This is a genomic window from Micromonospora sp. NPDC052213 (genome assembly GCF_040679695.1).
Lineage (GTDB): Bacteria > Actinomycetota > Actinomycetes > Mycobacteriales > Micromonosporaceae > Micromonospora.
The window spans coordinates 12,992-27,595 of the sequence record NZ_JBFAVI010000043.1 but is presented as its reverse complement, the minus strand read 5'-3'; the positions used below and the strand labels follow the sequence as shown (position 1 = coordinate 27,595).

Below are 14,604 nucleotides of genomic sequence, written 5' to 3'. Positions count from 1 at the left end.
GGGAACAGTGCCGCCGCCGGACGGCGGCGCGTGGCGTCAGGAGACGGCGAAGATGCCGGCGACGCCCAGGATCACCATGAGCAACACCGCCACCAGCGCACCCCGTTCGCTCTCCACCGCCTGCTCGCGGTACTCGGGCACGGAGTTCGTCGTCTCGCCGGGCATGGTGTTGCCTCCTCGGATGCTCGCGTCGTGTCGGGTGGCGTCGGGGGTCGGCCGACCGGTCGCCGGGGGCGCCGGCCGGGATGCGGACCCGCGACGGGGGTCCTACCGTGAGGACGTTGTCGACCTCGGGGGGCTGGAACGGTGGGACCGCGCAACTGGTTCCTCAGCGCACGGGAACGCGCCAACCCGGTGTCAGAGTTACCCGTTTGGACCAGCGGAAACCTTGCGGAGCCGTTAATTCACGGCGCCGCGTACTTCGACCGGCTGGTCGACGAGGTGTCGGCGCTGGAGGCGGGCGACCACCTCTTCTTCACCGACTGGCGGGGCGACCCGGACCAGCTGCTGCGCCCCGACGGGCCGACCGTGGCCCAGCTCTTCGCGCAGGCCGCCCAGCGCGGTGTGGTGGTCAAGGGCCTGATCTGGCGCTCCCACCTCGACGCGCTGGCCTACAGCGAGGCGGAGAACCGCAACCTCAGCGAGACGATCTCCGCCGCCGGCGGCGAGGTGCTGCTCGACCAGCGGGTCCGCCGGGGCGGCTCGCACCACCAGAAGCTGGTGGTGCTGCGCCACCCGCGGGCGCCGGAGCGGGACGTCGCCTTCGCCGGCGGCATCGACCTGTGCCACAGCCGGCGGGACGACGCCGGCCACCGGGGCGATCGGCAGGTCGTGCGGATGTCCGCCCGGTACGGGCAGCACCCGCCCTGGCACGACGTGCAGCTCGCGGTGCGGGGGCCGGTGGTGGGCGCGCTGGACACCGCCTTCCGCGAACGGTGGACCGACCCGACGCCGCTGGACTCGGAGAACCCTCTGGCCTACCTGCGAGACCGGCTGCGCGGCTCGGACCTGCGCCCCGACCCGTTGCCGGACCGGCCGGCCGACCCGCCGCCCTGCGGCCCGCACCACGTCCAGGTGCTACGCACCTACCCGGCGGTCCGCCCGCGCTACCCCTTCGCCCCGGACGGCGAGCGTACGGTGGCCCGCGGCTACACCAAGGCGGTCCGCCGGGCGCGCCGGCTGATCTACCTGGAGGACCAGTACCTGTGGTCCACGGAGGTGGCCGACCTGTTCGCCCGCGCGCTGCGGGACAGCCCCGACCTGCACCTGGTCGCGGTGGTCCCCCGCTATCCGGACGTGGACGGCCGGCTGGCGCTGCCGCCCAACTCCGTCGGCCGCGAGCAGGCGCTGTCGCTGTGCGAGCGGGCGGCCCCGGACCGGGTGCACGTCTTCGACCTGGAGAACCACGCCGGCACGCCGGTGTACGTGCACGCCAAGGTGTGCGTGGTCGACGACGTCTGGGCCAGCGTCGGCAGCGACAACTTCAACCGCCGGTCCTGGACCCACGACAGCGAGCTCTCCTGTGCGGTGCTGGACGACACCCGGGACGGGCGGGCGCCGACGGACCCGGGCGGCCTGGGCGACGGGGCCCGGGTCTTCGCCCGGGAACTGCGGCTGCGCCTGTGGCGCGAGCACCTGGACCGGGACCCCGAGGGCGGCGAGGACGCCGACCTGATCGACCCCGTCGACGCCGTCGCGGCGATCACCGCCGCCGCCGACGCGCTGCGGCGGTGGCACGACTCCGGGCGGGTCGGCCCCCGGCCGCCGGGCCGGTTGCTGCCGCACCGGCCGGAGCGGCTGCCCTGGTACACCCGCGCGTGGGCGCTGCCGGCGTACCGGCTGGTCTACGACCCCGACGGCCGGCCGCTGCGGGCGCGCCGGGCCGGCACCTGGTGAGGGGCTAGGCCGGCACGGAGACCGCGGCGGCACGGGCGCGTACGGGCCCGGCGACCCGGGACGTGCCGTCGGTCTCCGGGGTGTAGACGGTCAGGCCGCCGGGGTAGGCGAACGAGGCGCGCGGGGAGTAGAAGCCGAAGCCGATCGTGAGGGGATTCTCCGGACGTAGCGCGTAGAGCGGGTGCCCCGGGTCCAGGAACTCCACCGAGTCGATCACGAACGGGTCGACCGGTTCGGCGACGAACGGGTACACGGCGCTGAGCAGCTCCCCGTCCCGGGCGGTGAAGTACCGGTGGTGGCCGCTGCTGATCGTCTGGCCCGTCTCACCGACCTGGCAGCGCGCGCGGATCAGCGGGGTGCCGGCGATCGCCGTCTCGGCGACCAGATGTTCGCCCCGGCGCGCGATGCTCGTGCGGCCGACGACGGCGGGCGCGCCGCGCGCGGTGGCGTAGTCGCGGATCCGTTCGCTGGAGGTCACGTAGTGCGTCCACCAGCCGCCGAGACTGGCGCCGCCGGGGGCGTCGACGCCGGCCAGGCACACCCCCAGGTAGGTCAGCGAGTGGGCACCGAAGCCGGAGGTCTGGCTCTCGTCGTCGACGACGTACTGGTTGATGAAGACCTGCCGGTCCGGGCACGGGGTCAGCCCCGGGGGCACCAGCGCCGCGACCGCCTGCGGGTCCGCCGGCAGCCAGCTGAAGAACAGCGTGCGGCTGTTCACGACGAGCTGGGGAGCGACGGGGTCGAGCACGGCACCTCCGAAGGATGTAACCGCACGCTACGGCCGGTCCCGTACATAGGACAACGACGGAAAGCCGACATTGGCGGGCCGGTCATCCGCGCCCGCAGGACCGCCCGGCCGGTCGGCGTCGCCCGCCAGATGCCGATGCGTCGATGTCCGGCCGGCGACGCCTGACCGTACGCATCGCGTAAGCCGACTCACAATCCGATGGAATTTTGCCCCGTTTACACCCTTGACGAGGGAAAATCACTTAAGTACATCGTACTTTCGGCTAGATTTCGTCGGACCGATCGGGCTAAGGTGACTTCCGAACGGACATCTGAAGATAAACCAAAGCGTCACGTCTTTCTATCTGCGGACGAGGTGCAGGGAGGACCACCCATGACCGCGCCAACGATCAGCGAGCAGACGACCACAGCGGCCCCGAGCACCACCGAGAAGCTCGACCCGCGGGCGCTCACCGACAGCGCCGCCGACCTGCTCAACGCGATGGCCGCGCTGCCGGCCAACCACCCGTCCCGCGCCGCCCTGCGCGACAAGGCGATCGAGGCATGGCTGCCGCTCGCCAACCACCTCGCCCACCGCTACAGCGGTCGCGGCGAGCCCACCGACGACCTGGCCCAGACCGCCGCCGTCGGCCTCATCAAGGCGATCGACAAGTTCGACCCGTCGCGGGGCGTCGACTTCGCGGGCTACGCCATCCCGACCATCATCGGCGAGCTCAAGCGGCACTTCCGCGACCGCACCTGGGACATCCGGGTGCCGCGCCGCCTCCAGGAGTTGCGGCTGGCCATCTCCGACGCCAACAGCTCACTGCTGCAGACCCTCGGCCGCTCGCCGACGGTCGCCGACATCGCCGCCCACCTCAAGCTCACCGAGGAAGAGGTCCTGGAGGGCCTGGAGGGCGCGCGGGCCTACAACGCGGTCTCGCTCTCCACGCCCACCGGCGACGGTGACCGCGCGACGGAGCTGGGCGACATGCTCGGCGGCGAGGACGGCGAGTTCGAACTGGCCGAGCTGCGGGTCGCCCTCGGCCCGGCGCTGGCCACCCTCGACGAGCGGGAGCAGAAGATCCTCACGCTGCGGTTCTACGGCAACCTGACGCAGTCGCAGATCGCCGAGCAGATCGGCGTCTCGCAGATGCACGTCTCCCGGCTGCTGGCCCGCGCGCTGACCAAGCTGCGGGGGCAGCTCGACGGCACGTACTAGGAAACGGTGGGCGAGGGCCGGGCCGGTGGGTCCGGCCCTCGCCGCGTCCGAACCCGTGGCACCGGCCGACGACCGGCGCGAGCCGGTGCCGGCGTTCCCGGCGCCGGCCTGGCGGGCAGCCACGGGTGCGCCCCGACCCAGCCGCGGCCGACGGTGCGAGACTGGGCCGTGCTCTCGGACGTGCCCCTCGACCTGCCCGTACGGCCGGTGCTGCCGGAACTGGTCGCGGCGCTGCGCGCGGCCGGCGCCGGGGTGCTGGTGGCCCCGCCGGGCACCGGCAAGACCACCCTCGCCCCGCTGGCCGTGGCCGACGAGGTGGCGGGCCGGGTGCTGGTCGCCCAGCCGCGCCGGGTGGCCGCCCGGGCGGCGGCACGCCGGATGGCCGCGCTGCTCGGTGAACCCGTCGGCGAGCGGGTCGGGTACGCCGTGCGCGGCGAGCGGCGGTCCGGCTCGCGCACCCGGGTCGAGGTGGTCACCACCGGCCTGCTGGTCCGCCGGCTGCACCGCGACCCCGAGCTGGCCGGGGTGGGCGCGGTGCTGCTCGACGAGTGCCACGAGCGGCACCTCGACGCCGACCTGGCGCTCGCCTTCACGGTGGAGGCCCGGGCCGCGCTCCGCCCCGACCTGTGGCTGCTGGCGATGTCGGCGACCCCCGAGGCGGACCGGTTCGCCGCGCTGCTCGGCGGCGCGGGCGGTGCCGCGCCGGTCGTCCGGGCCTCCTCGGCCCTGCACCCGGTGACGCGGATCTGGGCGCCGCCGCCCCGGCCGGTGGCCGCGCCCGGTGCCGGCCCGGTCGACCGGGGCCTGCTCGACCACGTCGCGGCAACGGTGCGCCGGGCGCTGCGCGAGCACGACGGGGACGTGCTGGTCTTCCTGCCCGGGGCCGGCGAGATCGCCGCCGTCGCGGCCCGGCTGGCCGACCTGCGCGACACGGTCGCCGTGCTTCCGCTGCACGGCCGGCAGCGCGCCGCCGACCAGGACGCGGCGCTGCGGCCGGCCGACCGGCGGCGGGTGGTGCTGGCGACCTCGGTGGCGGAGAGCAGCCTGACGGTGCCGGGGGTCCGGGTGGTGGTGGACGCCGGGCTGTCCCGGGTGGCCCGGATGGACCTGGCCCGGGGCCTGGGCGCGCTGGTCACCGTGCCGGTGTCCCGGGCGGCGGCGACCCAGCGGGCCGGCCGGGCCGGCCGGGAGGCGCCTGGGCACGTCTACCGCTGCTGGTCGGCGGCCACCCACGAGCGGCTGGCCGCGCAACCGGAGCCGGAGATCGCCACCGCCGACCTGACCGGATTCGCCCTGGAACTCGCCGCTTGGGGCTCGCCCGACGGCGCCGGGCTGGCCCTGCCGGACCCGCCCCCGGCCGCGGGGATGACGGTGGCCCGGGACGCCCTCACCACCCTCGGCGCGGTCGACGCGCGGGGCCGGATCACCGACCGGGGCCGGGCGATCGCCGCCGTCGGGGCGCATCCCCGGCTGGCCCGGGCACTGCTGGACGGGGCCGCCCGGGTGGGCGCGGACCGGGCGGCCGAGGTCGTGGCGCTGCTCGCGGAGGACACCGTCGCCGGGCCGGGCGACGACCTGACCGCCGCGTGGCGCCGGCTGCGCGCGGGCGCGGACCCGGGCGCCACGGCCCGCTGGCGGGCGGAGGTACGCCGCCTGCGCGCCGCCCTGCCCCCGGCCCCCTCGGGACCGGCGCCGGCGGCCGGCACCGACCCGGACCGCCCGACCCACCGCCCCGAAGCGGCGAAGGCCGGAGACACCGGCCGGGCGCGGCCGGCCGACGACCTCGGCCCGACCGGGAACCCCGGCAAGGACCACCTGACCGACGACCTCGCCGCCGGGCTGCTGGTCGGGCTGGCCCACCCCGAGCGGCTGTCCCGGGCGCGGCGGCCGGGCGGCTCGGCGTACCTGATGAGCGGCGGGACCGCGGCGGAGCTGGCACCCGGGTCGGGGCTGGCGGGCGCCGCGTGGCTGGCGGTGGCGGTGGCGGACCGCTCCCCCGGCGCGCCGGCCGCCCGGGTGCGGCTGGCGACCCCGCTCGACGAGGCGACCGCCCGGGAGGCGGGCGGGCCGCTGCTGCGCGCCGAGCGGGAGGTCGGCTGGTCCGGCGAGGACGTGGTGGCGCGTGAGGTGGTGCGGCTGGGCGCCATCGAGCTGACCGAGCGGCCGGTCCGGCCCGGGGCGGAGGAGGTGGCGGCGGCCCTGCTGACAGGCCTGCGCCGCACCGGTCTCGGGCTGCTGAGCTGGACCCCGGCGGCGCGGGCGCTGCGCGGGCGGCTGGCGTTCTGCCGGCACGCGCTCGGCGGCGACTGGCCCGACGTGGGCGACGAGGCGCTGCTCGCCGACGCGCCGGCCTGGCTCGGCCCGGAGCTGGCCGCCGCCCGCCGCCGGGCCGACCTGGCCCGGGTCGACGTGGCGGGCGCGCTGCGCCGGTTGCTGCCGTGGGCGCTGGCGGCCCGGCTCGACGAGGTGGCGCCGGAGCGGATCACCGTGCCGAGCGGTTCCCGGATCCGGCTCGACTACGCCGACCCGGCGGCGCCGGTCCTCGCGGTGAAGCTCCAGGAGACGTTCGGCTGGCGGGACGCGCCGCGGATCGCCGACGGCCGGGTGCCGGTGCTGCTGCACCTGCTCTCGCCGGCGGGGCGGCCGGTGGCGGTCACCGCCGACCTGGCGTCGTTCTGGCGCACCGGCTATCCGCAGGTGCGGGCGGAGCTGCGCGGCCGTTACCCGCGCCACCCGTGGCCGGAGGACCCGACCACGGCCGCGCCCACCCGGCACGCCACCCCGCGCCGCCGCTGAGCCGGGCTACTCCTCCACCACGTCGGCGATGACCACCGTGACGTTGTCCGGCCCGCCGGCGCGCAGCGCCAGGTCGATCAGCCTGCGGGCGCACTCCGCGCGGTCCGGGTGCTCGGCGAGCACCTCGGCGAGCGTGTCCGGGCGGACCACGTTGGACAGGCCGTCGCTGCACAGCAACCAGCGGTCCCCGGGCCAGGGCACCATCGTCGCGTACGCCGGGGAGACCTCGTCGCCCTGCAATGCCTGGGTGACCACGGCCCGGCGGGGGTGGCTGCTGGCCTGGTCGGGGGTGATCACCCCCTGGTCGACGAGCATCTGCACGAACGTGTCGTCCCGGGTGATCTGCTTGAGCACCCCTTCCCGGAACAGGTAGGCACGGGAGTCGCCGACGTGGGCGAGGGCCAGGCAGCTGCCCGTCCGGGCGAAGAGCAGGGCGGTCAGGGTGGTGCCCATGCCCTGCCGCTCCGGGTCCTCGGCGACCGCCTGGCGGATCCGCGCGGTGGCCAGCTCGATGCCGCTCTGCAGCGCGGCCACCAGCGCGTCCTCCGGGGTCTCCACGTCCAGCGGAGCGACCGCCTCGATGGCGATCGCGCTGGCCAGGTCGCCGGCCGCCATCCCGCCCATGCCGTCGGCGACGGCGACGAGCCAGGGGCCGGCGTGCAGGGCGTCCTGGTTCCCACTGCGGATCAGCCCACGGTCGCTCGTTCCCACGGAACGCAGCTTCAGGGTCATGGGTGGCAGCCTGCCAGGCCGAGGGCGCAGTTGTCTCTAGGAGATCAGCACCTCGGCGCGTCGCGCGGCGAATCTCACTGTCGCGCGCCGCCGCACCGACGGAAGGCCACCGCGTCCCGGACGTCGTCGCAGATATCGGTGGACCGGGCCCGGGGCGTACGAGATGGTGGCCGGCATGGACGACGCGGAGCGGCGGGTGTGGGGGCGGCTGCCGGACGGCGTCCGCGCCGCGCTGGCCCGCCTGGCCCCGGCGGACCTGCGCACGCTGCTGCTGGCGGTGGCCCGGGACCGGGCCGCTGCGGCACGCCCGGCGGACCTGGTCCGCCGCTGGCGGACGGACCGGTTCACCCGGCCGGCGGCGGTCGACCCGCGGGTGCTGTCCGGGGTCGAGGCCCGCCTGTGGGACCTGCTGCCCGCCGACGTCGCGGGCGTCGACCTCTCCCCCGTCGCGCCGCTCGGGACGTGCGCCGCGGTCGCGCCGGTGAGCCAGAACCGGATCGTCACCACCCTGCGGCTCACCGAGGTGCTGAGCGATCCCACCAACGCCCTCGCGGTCGAGGCCGCGGTGCGCCGCCGGGAACAGCCCGCCGACGGCACGGTGCACCTGGCCGCCTGCCACCGGGTGCTGCGGGCGCAGGACTTCGGGCCGGGATTCTCGGCGCACTTCCGGCTCTTCGCGCTGGTCTCGAGCGCCCGTGACAGCGGGTCGGGCAGCACCCAGGCGCGGCTGCTCACGCTGCACCTGGCGTACTGGCGGACAGTGCTCGCCACCCTGGTGCCGCAGGCGTCGGCGCGGCTACGCCTGACGGTCCTCGACAGCCCCGTCGTCGGCGAGCGGATCGCGGACACCGTCCGGCCGGCGCTCGGCCCGTCCACCGTGCCGCTGCTGGACGAGCCGGAGCGCCGGCGCGGCCGGGGCTACTACGTGGACGCCGCGCTGCGGATCACCGCGGGCGACGGCGGGAACGAGGTCGAGCTCGGCGACGGCGGCTTCACGGACTGGACCGCCCAGCTCGCCGGCGACCGCAAGGAACGCTGCCTGGTCTCCTGCCTGGCCACCGAGCGGCTCGCCGCGCTGGCCGGCGGCCCCGGAGCCCCGGCCGGGGCCGACGCCCCCGCCGCCCGGCGGCCCTGACACCCCTGAGCCGAGCGCGGGGGCCGGGCAGGTGATACGGGACTGTCGAGCACGACCGCGGCGGCAATCGACGCCCACCGCTGTAGCACGATGCCCACCATGACCGAGCAGCGGAGCCTCACCCTGCGTCCCGGCGGCCCCGCCGACGCGCCCGCCGTGCTGCGGCTGCTCGACGACGCGACCGCCTGGCTGGTGGCGCGGGGGCGCACCGGCCAGTGGGGCACCGAGCCGGCGTCGACCGATCCGCGGCGGATCGCGCAGGCCGACGCCTGGGCGGCGGGCGGCGGGCTGTGGCTGGCGATGCTCGGCGACCGGCCGGTCGGGGCGTTGGTGGTGGGCGCGGCGACGGACTACGTGCCGCCGGCCACCGAGCCCGAGTTGTACGTCAACCTGCTGGTCACCGACAGGGCGCACAGCGGTTCGGGGATCGGCGGCCGGCTTCTCGCCCATGCCGCGGAGCTGGCCCGGGGGCACGGGCTCAGCCTGCTCCGGGTCGACTGCTACGCGGGCGGGGACGGCGCGCTGGTCCGCTGGTACGAGCGGCAGGGCTTCACCCCCACCGAACCGTTCACGGTCGAGCGCCCGGGCCGCGACCCGTGGCCCGGCCAGGTCCTCGCCCGCCGCCTGCCCTGACCTCCGGGCGGGCTCAGCCGATCTCCTCGTCCACGAAGCACCAGCGCCAGGTCTCCCCCGGCTGGATCGACCGCATGACCGGGTGCCCGGTGGCGGCGAAGTGCCCCGAGGCGTGCTGGTACGGCGAGGAGTCGCAGCACCCGACGTGCCCGCAGGTGAGGCAGGACCGCAGGTGCACCCAGTACTCGTTGCCGATGGCCACGCACTCCGGGCAGACGTCGGTGGTCTCCGGCACGGCGGCGCCCGCCCCGGTCAGGTGCTGACAACTCACTCCGCGACCTCCCGCCGCAGCAACGACTCTTCCAGGTCCAGTTCCCGGTAGGCGCGCACCAGCACCTCCTCGGGGATGCGGCCGGAGTCCCGGGCGTCCCGGAACACCTCCCGCTCCGCGTCGATCATCTCCTGCCGCAGCCGACCGTACGCCTGGGACGGCGTCTCCCGCGCGGTGCCGCCGAGGCGCTCCCAGGCCAGGTTGGTGCGTTCGTCCAGCGCCCGGCGCAGCCGCTCCACCACGGGCGCGGGGGCGGTGTCGGCGAGCGCGTCGAGGCGCTCCCGTGCCGCGCGGCTGGCCTGCTGCTGCACGCCCGCGGCCGAGAGCGCGTCCTGCACCGGGTCGTCGGGCGGCAGCTGCATCCGGCGAGCCACCAGCGGCAGGGTGGCGCCCTGGCCGACCAGGGTCACCACGATCACCGCGAAGGCCAGCCAGATGAACAGCGCGCGCGGGTAGGACCGGCCGTCGGCGAGGGTGAGCGGCAGGGCGAGGGCGGCGGCCAGGGTGACCACGCCGCGCATGCCGGCCCATCCGAGCACGATCGGGTAGCGCGGCGACGGCGGGGACTCCCGGCGACGGATCCTGGGCACCAGCCGGGCCAGGTAGGTGGCCGGGAAGAGCCAGACGAACCGGGTCAGGAAGACGGCGAGCAGCACCGCCGCGGTGATCGCGACCAGGAATCCGGCCGGCTCGTCGAGTTCCCGGAGCACCTCCGGCAGTTGGAGGCCGACCAGCAGGAAGACCAGGCCCTCCAGCAGGAACCGGGTCAACCGCCAGAACGCGCCGACCTGGAGTCGGGACGCGGCCGACATCAGCCGGGGCAGCCGGTGCCCGAGCGCCAGTCCCGTGACCACCACCGCGACCACCGCGGAGGCGTGGATCTCCTCGGCGGCGAAGGCGACCGCGAACGGGATGATCAGCGACAGCGCGTTGTCCAGCAGCGGGTCGGTGATGTGCCGGTGCAGGAAGCCGAAGACGACCGCGCCGAGCACGCCGACCACGATGCCGCCGCCGGTGGCCGTGACGACCTCCACGGCCACCTCCGTGACGCCGACGGCGGCACCGATGCTGGCCAGGGTGGCGACCCGTAGCAGCACCAGCGCCGTCGCGTCGTTGAGCAGGCTCTCCCCCTCCAGGATCGTCACGACCCGTCGGGGCAGCCCGATGCGCCGGGCCACCGCGGTGGCGGCGACCGCGTCGGGCGGTGCCACCACCGCGCCGAGGGCCAGGCAGACCGCGAACGGCACCGCCGGCAGCATCAGGTGTACGACGAGGCCGACCGCGAACGCGGTGAACAGCACCAGCCCGACGGCGAGCAGCAGGATCGGCCGCAGGTTGAGCCGGAACGCCGGCACCGAGGTCTCGAGTGCGGCGACGTAGAGCAGGGGCGGCAGGATGCCCACGAGCACCAGTTCGGGGTCGAGCCGCACCTGCGGGAAGCCCGGCACGAAGGCGAGGGCGAGGCCGAGCACCACGAGCAGGATCGGCGCGAGCAGCCCGAGCCTCCGGGCCAGCGCCGCACCCAGCGTCGCGATCGCGAGGAAGACGACGACGTCGAACAGAGCTTCCATGACGTACGAGCCTAGGGCGCGCTCCGCTCACCCGACGCCGCGCAGCTTCGGCAGCACCTCCGCCCCGAACGTGTCGATGAAGGCCCGCTGTTCCTGCCCGACGTGGTGCAGGGCGACCTGGTCGAAGCCGAGGTCCAGGTACTCCTCCAGCCAGCCGACGTGCCGGCCCAGGTCGGCGGAGACGTTGACGACCTCGCGGACCCGCTCCATCGGCACCTGCTCCGACACCACGTCGAAGTGCTCCGCCGTGTCCAGGTCCCAGCAGACCGGCGGCGCGAAGACGTTGCCGCGCCACTGGTCGTACGCGATCCGCTCGGCCTCGGCCTGCTCCCGCGCCCAGCTCAGGTGCACCTGCAGGTGCAGCGGCCCGCGCCCGCCGGCACCCCGGTACGCCTCGATCATCTGCCGCAGGTGCGCGGTCGGCGCGTTCACGGTGATCAGCCCGTCCGCCCACCCGGCGCACCAGCGGGCGGTGGCCACGCTGACCGCCGCGCCGATCAGCGCCGGCGGCTGCTCCGGCCGGGTCCACAGCTTCGCCCGGTCGACCCGGACCAGGCCGTCGTGGCTGACCTCCTCGCCCGCCAGCAGCGCGCGGATCACGTCCACACACTCCCGCAGCCGCGCGTTGCGGACGTCCTTGCGCGGCCAGCCGTCGCCGGTGATGTGCTCGTTGCTCGCCTCGCCGGTGCCCAACGCCGCCCAGAACCGGCCCGGGTACATCGCCGCGAGGGTGCCGATCGCCTGCGCGATGATCGCCGGGTGGTAGCGCTGGCCGGGCGCGTTGACCACGCCGAAGGGCAGGTTGGTGGCCTGGAGGGCCGCGCCGAGCCAGGACCAGGCGAAGCCGGACTGGCCCTGCCGCTCGCTCCAGGGCGAGAAGTGGTCCGAGGACATGGCGGCGTCGAAGCCGGCCCGCTCGGCGTGGACCACCGCGTCCAGCAGGGCGCGGGGATGGATCTGCTCGTGGGACGCGTGGAAGCCGAACACCGTCATGGCGTCCCTCCGTACCCATGACGGCGTCCGGCTAAAGCTGCCCCCGCCCGGCCGCGCCCGGGCGCTGCTACTCGGCGTGCGCGCCGGCGCCGGCCGTGGCGGCCCCCTCGCCCACCCAGACGGTCTTGGTGTTGCAAAACTCGCGCATGCCCAGCGCGGAGAGCTCCCGGCCGTAGCCGGAGTTCTTCACCCCGCCGAAGGGCAGTTCCGGATAGGACGTGGTCATCCCGTTGACGAACACGTTGCCGGCGTCCAGGTCGGTGGCGAAGCGCTCCTGCTCCTCGGGGTCGCGGGTCCAGGCGTTCGACCCGAGCCCGAAGGCGGTGCCGTTGGCCACCTCGATCGCCTCGTCGTACGACGACACGCGGTAGAGGCCGGCGACGGGCCCGAAGACCTCCTCGGACCACATCCGCATCTCCGGCCTCAGGTCGGTCACCACCGTCGGCGGGTAGAACCAGCCGGGCCCGGCGGGCGGCTCGCCGCCGCAGAGCACCGTGGCGCCCCTGTCGACCGCGTCCCGCACCTGGGCGTGGATCTCGTCGCGCCCGCCCTCGCTGGCCAGCGGGCCGACGTCGGTGTCGGGGTCCATCGGGTCCCCGACCCGCAGGGCCGACATGCGCGCGGCGAACTTCTCGGCGAAGGCGTCGAACACGTCGGCGTGCACGATGAACCGCTTGGCGGCGATGCAGGACTGGCCGTTGTTCTGGCAGCGGGCGGTGGTCGCCACCTCGGCGGCCCGGTCGAGGTCCGCCGAGGGCATCACCACGAACGGGTCGCTCCCGCCCAGCTCCAGCACCGTCTTCTTCAGCTCCCGGCCGGCGATCTGGGCGATCGAGCGGCCGGCGCCCTCGCTGCCGGTCAGCGTCGCCGCGCGTACGCGGGGGTCGCTGAGCACCCGGTCGACCTCGGCCGAGCCGACCAGCAGCGTGGTGAACGCCCCCTCCGGGAAGCCGGCACGGCGGAAGAGGTCCTCCAGCAGCAGCGCGGTCTGCGGCACGTTGGAGGCGTGCTTGAGCAGGCCGGTGTTGCCGGCCATCAGCGCCGGCGCGGCGAAGCGCATCACCTGCCAGAGCGGGAAGTTCCAGGGCATCACCGCGAGCACCGGCCCGATCGGTTGGTAGCGGACGAACGCCCGGGTGGCCTTGACCGCCGTCGCGTCGGCGGGCTCGTCGGCGAGGAACTCGGCGGCCTTCGCCGCGTAGAAGCGGCAGGCGGTGGCGCACTTGGTGACCTCGGCCTTGGCCGCCGCGTACGTCTTGCCCATCTCGGTGGTCATGAGCCGGGCGGTCTCGTCGCGTTCGGCCTCCAGCAGGTCGGCCGCCGCGGTCAGCCACCGCTCGCGCTGCGCGATCGTGGTGCCCCGCAGTTGGCGGTACGCCAGGTCGGCGCGCTCGATGGCGGCGTCGATCTGTTCGGCCGACATCGGGTCGTAGCTCTTGAGCACCTGTCCCGTGGCGGGGTTGGTGGTCGCGATGGGCATCTCGTACTCCTGTCACTCGAAGAGTGAGTGGCGGGCGCCCGGCTCCTCCCGGCGGCGGGCGGCGCGGCGGCGCTGGATGATGATCAGGTCGACCACGGCGACCACCGCGAAGACCACGCAGAGGACCCCCAGCCACACCAGGTCGGCACGGAACGCCAGCACCGCGAACACGGCCATGGTGACCAGCCCGAACCCGGCGAGCAGGAGCCGCATGTTCAGCGCGCTGTAGGCGTGGCCGACCGTGCCACGGGCGCGCCGGGGCTGCGATCTCGTCATTGCACGGACCTACCCCCGATCGGCCGGCTTAACCCGCTCCGCGGCCACCCCGGCTCCCGCCGCGGGCCGCGTGGGCCGCGTCACGCCGCCGGTAAGGTGCGTTACAACCGGGCGCCATGAGCCGCCGGATCCCGCCCGGAGCGGGGAGGATGGTCGGCATGACCATGACCCACGCCCTGCCGGTGACCGTCGCCGTCGCGCGGCGCACCGATCCCGCCCGGACCAGCGAGATGGTGGCCTGGATGCGGGCCGGCACGGCGCTGGCCGAGGCGTTCCCGGGGTTCCTCGGGTCGGGCTGGGTACGCAGCGCGCCCGGCTCCGGCGAGTGGCACATCATCTACCGCTTCGCCGACCACGAGACGCTGCGCCGGTGGGAGGAGTCGCCGCAGCGACACTGGTGGCTGTCCTCGGCGCAGGGCATCGTGGAGCACACCCGGGTGGAGCGGCGCACCGGGATCGAGGGCTGGTTCGACCCGCCGCGGGAGCACGTCGTCGAGACGGTGCCGGTCAGCGCGGATCCCACCGTGCCGCCGCCGTCCCCGCCGCGCTGGAAGCAGGCCGTGACGATCTGGTTGGCCTTCTTCCCGCTCAGCCTCACCGCGACGCTGCTGACCAGCCGGCTCCTCCCCGACGTGCCGCTGGCCGCCCGGGTGCTGCTGATGACCCTCACGCTGACCCCGCTGATGACCTACCTGGTGCTGCCCCGGATCACGGCGTCCCTGCACTGGTGGCTGCACGGGCAGCGGCCGCCGTGGCGCCCGGCCCGCTGACCCCCCGCGCCCGCCTCGCAGGCGGGCTGCCTTTAGCAGGTCGACGCGCGGCGGTACAGGGCTGTGCCGCATAGCCGACAGCAGCGGGTGACCACACCCCGAC

14 protein-coding genes are annotated in these 14,604 nt (G+C 75.3%); 6 read left to right on the top strand and 8 right to left on the bottom strand.

The window, feature by feature from the left end:
* Positions 1–36 precede the first annotated feature (36 nt).
* On the bottom strand, positions 37–165 hold the full coding sequence (locus AB0L34_RS13805) for a hypothetical protein (protein ID WP_350706359.1): 129 nt from the start codon (positions 163–165) through the stop codon (positions 37–39).
* A 141-nt stretch (positions 166–306) separates the two neighbouring features.
* Between AB0L34_RS13805 and AB0L34_RS13800 the strand changes: the two genes are divergently transcribed.
* Positions 307–1,896, top strand: a complete 1,590-nt coding sequence (locus AB0L34_RS13800; protein ID WP_363704747.1) for a phospholipase D-like domain-containing protein — start codon at positions 307–309, stop codon at positions 1,894–1,896.
* Positions 1,897–1,900: 4 nt separating this feature from the next.
* On the opposite strand, the gene AB0L34_RS13795 is transcribed toward AB0L34_RS13800, so the two are convergent.
* Positions 1,901–2,644: a hypothetical protein gene (locus tag AB0L34_RS13795; RefSeq protein ID WP_363704745.1), complete on the bottom strand. Its 744-nt coding sequence runs from the start codon at positions 2,642–2,644 to the stop codon at positions 1,901–1,903.
* Positions 2,645–3,016: 372 nt separating this feature from the next.
* Here AB0L34_RS13795 and AB0L34_RS13790 point away from each other — a divergent pair, with 372 nt between their 5' ends.
* Together AB0L34_RS13790 and AB0L34_RS13785 are read left to right on the top strand one after the other, a co-directional pair.
* Positions 3,017–3,844: a SigB/SigF/SigG family RNA polymerase sigma factor gene (locus AB0L34_RS13790; RefSeq protein ID WP_363704743.1), complete on the top strand. Its 828-nt coding sequence runs from the start codon at positions 3,017–3,019 to the stop codon at positions 3,842–3,844.
* A 168-nt stretch (positions 3,845–4,012) separates the two neighbouring features.
* Positions 4,013–6,640, top strand: coding sequence for an ATP-dependent helicase C-terminal domain-containing protein (locus AB0L34_RS13785; RefSeq protein ID WP_363704741.1), 2,628 nt, complete (start codon positions 4,013–4,015; stop codon positions 6,638–6,640).
* Between the two features lie 6 nt (positions 6,641–6,646).
* On the opposite strand, the gene AB0L34_RS13780 is transcribed toward AB0L34_RS13785, so the two are convergent.
* A complete protein-coding gene (locus tag AB0L34_RS13780; RefSeq protein ID WP_350706369.1) occupies positions 6,647–7,372 on the bottom strand; it encodes a PP2C family serine/threonine-protein phosphatase in 726 nt (241 codons plus the stop codon).
* 175 nt (positions 7,373–7,547) lie between these two features.
* Between AB0L34_RS13780 and AB0L34_RS13775 the strand changes: the two genes are divergently transcribed.
* Positions 7,548–8,507: a hypothetical protein gene (locus AB0L34_RS13775; RefSeq protein ID WP_363704739.1), complete on the top strand. Its 960-nt coding sequence runs from the start codon at positions 7,548–7,550 to the stop codon at positions 8,505–8,507.
* A 99-nt stretch (positions 8,508–8,606) separates the two neighbouring features.
* On the top strand, positions 8,607–9,140 hold the full coding sequence (locus AB0L34_RS13770) for a GNAT family N-acetyltransferase (RefSeq protein ID WP_357452046.1): 534 nt from the start codon (positions 8,607–8,609) through the stop codon (positions 9,138–9,140).
* Positions 9,141–9,153: 13 nt separating this feature from the next.
* Here the strand turns inward: AB0L34_RS13770 and AB0L34_RS13765 are convergent, their stop codons facing one another.
* From AB0L34_RS13765 to AB0L34_RS13745, 5 genes are all read right to left on the bottom strand, one after another.
* On the bottom strand, positions 9,154–9,411 hold the full coding sequence (locus AB0L34_RS13765) for a UBP-type zinc finger domain-containing protein (RefSeq protein WP_363704737.1): 258 nt from the start codon (positions 9,409–9,411) through the stop codon (positions 9,154–9,156).
* A complete protein-coding gene (locus tag AB0L34_RS13760) occupies positions 9,408–10,982 on the bottom strand; it encodes a Na+/H+ antiporter (protein ID WP_363704735.1) in 1,575 nt (524 codons plus the stop codon). The genes AB0L34_RS13765 and AB0L34_RS13760 overlap by 4 nt, the downstream gene beginning before the upstream one ends.
* A gap of 27 nt (positions 10,983–11,009) precedes the next feature.
* The gene (locus AB0L34_RS13755) at positions 11,010–11,975 is read right to left on the bottom strand and encodes a TIGR03885 family FMN-dependent LLM class oxidoreductase (protein ID WP_363704733.1); all 966 of its coding nucleotides are present in this window, start codon (positions 11,973–11,975) and stop codon (positions 11,010–11,012) included.
* Between the two features lie 67 nt (positions 11,976–12,042).
* Complete coding sequence (locus tag AB0L34_RS13750) at positions 12,043–13,455, bottom strand: NADP-dependent succinic semialdehyde dehydrogenase (protein ID WP_363704731.1); 1,413 nt, start codon at positions 13,453–13,455, stop codon at positions 12,043–12,045.
* Between the two features lie 12 nt (positions 13,456–13,467).
* A complete protein-coding gene (locus AB0L34_RS13745) occupies positions 13,468–13,731 on the bottom strand; it encodes a DUF6343 family protein (RefSeq protein ID WP_350682876.1) in 264 nt (87 codons plus the stop codon).
* Between the two features lie 158 nt (positions 13,732–13,889).
* Between AB0L34_RS13745 and AB0L34_RS13740 the strand changes: the two genes are divergently transcribed.
* A complete protein-coding gene (locus tag AB0L34_RS13740) occupies positions 13,890–14,501 on the top strand; it encodes an antibiotic biosynthesis monooxygenase (protein ID WP_357452030.1) in 612 nt (203 codons plus the stop codon).
* The last annotated feature ends 103 nt before the right edge of the window (positions 14,502–14,604 follow it).